Here is a 3,482-nt window from a genome sequence, read left to right on the forward strand (position 1 = left end):
CCTAAGCAACGCCAGATAAGCCGCTGGATTATCAAGCATGATGCTGTGTGCTGCATCGGGGATTTCCTCGAAACGGGCACCGGCTGCAATCGCGAAGCCAGCGACGGTTTCGGGACGGGCCTCGTCATCACGGCCAGCGACGAACAGCGTGCGGACCCGGTCGAGCTGGTCGAGCAGCTGCCGCCCGTCATAATCCTTCAGCGTGCCGGTTGAGGTGAACTCGGCCCGGCCCCACATGTGATTGTACAGCGCCTCTGCGAACGGCGCCGGCAGTGCGTCGCGATAGGCGGCAATGGCCGGCGGCGGCATCACCTGGCGGACGTGGCGAGCGTAAAAGGCATCGGTGGCGGCGCGGCAGGCGGCCTCCGGCGCTGAACCCGGCGTATCACAGCGATCGAGCAGATCGCGCACATCGGCGGGCATCGCGGCCTTCAATTCGGCTGCGTCACGCAGCCAGACCTCGGTGGCGATCAACGGTGATTGCAGCACCAGCCCGGCGAGTGCTGCGGGCCGCGACGCGCCATATTCCAGCGCCAGCGTGCCGCCCCAACTGCCGCCGAGCACGTGCCAGCGGGTGATACCGAAATGGGCGCGGATCGCCTCGATTTCCGACAAATAGCGCGCCACCGTCCAGTTCGCCGGATCGCCGGGCCGATCGGATCGGCCACAATCAAGCTGGTCGTACAAGATCACGGCGCGCTCGTCGGCCAGTGCTGTGGCGTTCAGCCAGCCCCAGTGCGAGCTGCCCGGCCCGCCGTGGATGAAAAGGATTGGTGTCTTTGCACCCGCCAGCGCTCCGTTCACCCGCGCATAGATGCGGCCGCCGTCCACTGGTACCATGGCTTCCTGATCGGGCGTGAGGCGAATGCCGGGCGCTGTGGCTCCTTGGCGCAACGCCTGTGCCGCCAGCTGCGCGGGCAGCAGGCTGGCCAGACCGCCGGCCAAAACGGTGCGGCGGGCCATCACGTGACCGGGCCCGATTTGCGGCGGAAGCCGGCAGGGTCCAGATGCATGTCGATATCGTGATAATATCATTCATCGATATCGATACGATCGGTGCCGACAGCCAGAAACCGGCAGGGCAGGGCGGAGCGATTCTGCAAGTGGTGGCCATTGATTTCGCCGGCAGCAAAACACGCAATATCGCCAGCCGCCAGCAACGTTTCGCCATATTCGTCCACCAGCACGACTTCGCCCGCCAGCATCACCACCATTTCATCCTCGTGGCTGTGCCAGTGGCGCTGGCTGGACCAGGCCCCCGGTGGCAGCGTAACAAGATTGGCACCAAACTGTTTCAGCCCGCCCGCAGCGGCCACCGCCTGCCACGACCGCCCCATCACCGCCTCGTCATGGGGTGGTAAATAGTTGGACCCGGTGTTGACGGGCAGGGCGGCTGAATCAATCTTGGGCATCAACGCCGTTCAAGCACAACCGGCAGCTTGCGGAAACCATGCACGAAACATTGTGCCACATATTCCGCCTCGCCCACCTGGCGCGGGAACAATTTGCGCGCCAGCAACTCCTCCATCAACACCGCAATCTGCAATTCCGCCAGCCGCGCACCGACGCAGCGGTGAACCCCAAAGCCGAACGACAGGTGGCGGCGGGCGTTGGCGCGGGCGATATCGAACCGTTCGGCATCCGGGAACACGCTTTCGTCGCGATTGCCGCTGATGTACCATAGCACAAGTTTGTCACCGGCTTTCACCGCATGTCCTGCAATCTCGCTGTCTTGGTTGGCGGTGCGGCGCATGTGGGCCAGCGGTGTTTGCCAGCGCAGGGTTTCGGAAATGGCGTTGGGGATGAGGCTGTGATCCGCTTCAAGCTTTTCCCACTCCCCGTCATAGCGGTTGAAGGCTTCCACCATCCCCGACATTGAATTGCGGGTGGTGTCGTTGCCGCCAACTATCAGCAGGATGTAATTGCCGGTGCGTTCCTGGAAGGGCATGTCGCCCATGGCGTCGCTGTGAGCCATCGCGCTGATCAGGTCGCCGCTCGGCGGTTTGGCCTTGCGCTCGGCCATCAACGCATCAAGCGCGTGGGTCATGTCGATCAGGTGCTGCTGGCGGATATCCTTGGTCGCCGGATTCAGCGCCGCTTCGATATCGCCGCCCCAATCGGACCACAAAGTGAGATCGCGCCGCTTTTCCCACGGATAACCGAACAGGATGGCCAGCATCCCGGTGGTCAATTCGATGGAAACGCGGTCCACCCAGTCGAATGTCTCGCCGATCGGCAAAGCGTCCACCAATTCGCGGGTGCGGCTGCGCACCTCGATGGCCATGCGGGCGATTTCCGATGGCCCGAAGGCGGGCGCCACCACGCGGCGCTGATCGCTGTGGCGCGGCCGATCCATGGCGATGAACTGCGGCAAATTATATTCGCCAAACAGGTCGACCACGGTGATGCCGCCAAATTCATGGCTGGACGAGAAGATGTCGGGCCGGGCTTCGACTGCCATGATGTCGGCATGGCTGCTCACCGACCAGAACGGGCCAAAGGGGCTGTTGGCCTGGTGATGCACCGGCGCTTCGGCACGCAGGCGGGCAAACACCGGCCGCCAGCTGTCGTTGGCATAAAACGTCGCGTCCGACACATCGATGGCGCTGATCGGCACGTCGCCATCAAGACCGGTCACGGGTGCAATCGTCGCCATGGTATCAAATCCTCCCCAAAATGAGCGCCGCGTGTTCGCGGTCGTTTGCGCGATGCTATCTCGAACGTTCCTCCACTGCGAGTCCCCAAACTATGACCATTCCCATTCATGCCAATGTCGATGCCGGCATCGATCCCACCCGCGATCAGGTGCGCAGCTTGCGCGATCATGGCAGCGACGGCCCGGTGGTGATGATGAACCTGCTGAAATTCCACGAGACTGCGAATTATCCGGCGGAATTGGCCATGGCGCCCTGCTCCGGCAAGGATGCCTACAGCCGGTATCAACACGCCTTTACCGTCGCCGTGGGCGCAATTTCGCAGGCGCAGGTGCTTTATGATGGCGCCTGCGAGCAGGTCTTCATTGGCCAACCCGGTACCGAGGCCAGCGATTGGGACAAGCTGCTTATCGTCCGCTATCCCAGTAGGCAGCATTTTCTGGCGATGATGGCCGACACGCGTTATCGTGACGCGTTGGTGCACCGCTATGCCGGGTTGGCGCGTACCGTGCTGATTCAATGCGCTGGATGATCAGCTATCATGTCGCGCCTGTTGCACCGCAGCGCCAGCGCGGTATGTAGGCCGGCACAACGCACCGTCTGCTGGCGTGCCGCGTGGCAGAGCAGTGAAAGGGGATGAATGGTTACTCGACCCATAGCGCCGGCTCCCAAGTCAATGGGCGGGCGACCAATGTCTCCGCACCTCACCATCTGGAAATGGCGAGGGCACATGGCAGTCTCGATCTTGCACCGGGTTACTGGCCACGCGCTGGCCTTTGGTGCGGTGGTGATCTTTGCCTGGTGGCTGGCGGCGCTGGCCAGCGGGCC

At 63.0% G+C, this 3,482-nt stretch carries 4 protein-coding genes and 1 pseudogene; 2 read left to right on the forward strand and 3 right to left on the reverse strand.

Annotation, left to right across the window (positions count from 1 at the left end):
- From ACESL8_RS08590 to ACESL8_RS08600, 3 genes are all read right to left on the reverse strand, one after another.
- On the reverse strand, positions 1 to 963 hold a 963-nt coding region (locus ACESL8_RS08590; protein WP_372917842.1), incomplete at its 3' end, for a proline iminopeptidase-family hydrolase.
- Positions 964 to 1,031: 68 nt separating this feature from the next.
- The gene (locus tag ACESL8_RS08595) at positions 1,032 to 1,412 is read right to left on the reverse strand and encodes a cupin domain-containing protein (protein ID WP_372917844.1); all 381 of its coding nucleotides are present in this window, start codon (positions 1,410 to 1,412) and stop codon (positions 1,032 to 1,034) included.
- Entirely contained in the window at positions 1,412 to 2,656 is a 1,245-nt protein-coding gene (locus ACESL8_RS08600; protein WP_372917846.1) for a cytochrome P450, read from the reverse strand. Before ACESL8_RS08600 ends, ACESL8_RS08595 begins: the two co-directional genes overlap by 1 nt.
- Before the next feature lie 92 nt (positions 2,657 to 2,748).
- Between ACESL8_RS08600 and ACESL8_RS08605 the strand changes: the two genes are divergently transcribed.
- The gene (locus ACESL8_RS08605; RefSeq protein WP_372917848.1) at positions 2,749 to 3,186 is read left to right on the forward strand and encodes a hypothetical protein; all 438 of its coding nucleotides are present in this window, start codon (positions 2,749 to 2,751) and stop codon (positions 3,184 to 3,186) included.
- 144 nt (positions 3,187 to 3,330) lie between these two features.
- Positions 3,331 to 3,482: pseudogene (locus ACESL8_RS08610) on the forward strand (succinate dehydrogenase, cytochrome b556 subunit); the annotation flags it as partial.

The sequence above is a fragment of the Sandarakinorhabdus sp. genome, from assembly GCF_041689835.1.
In the GTDB taxonomy this organism is placed as follows: Bacteria; Pseudomonadota; Alphaproteobacteria; order Sphingomonadales; family Sphingomonadaceae; genus Sandarakinorhabdus.

Coding starts and splice junctions, on each gene's coding strand:
- ACESL8_RS08605 (WP_372917848.1), top strand. CDS start 2,749: ATGACCATTCCCATTCATGCCAATGTCGATGCCGGCATCGATCCCACC.
- ACESL8_RS08600 (WP_372917846.1), bottom strand. CDS start 2,656: ATGGCGACGATTGCACCCGTGACCGGTCTTGATGGCGACGTGCCGATC.
- ACESL8_RS08595 (WP_372917844.1), bottom strand. CDS start 1,412: ATGCCCAAGATTGATTCAGCCGCCCTGCCCGTCAACACCGGGTCCAAC.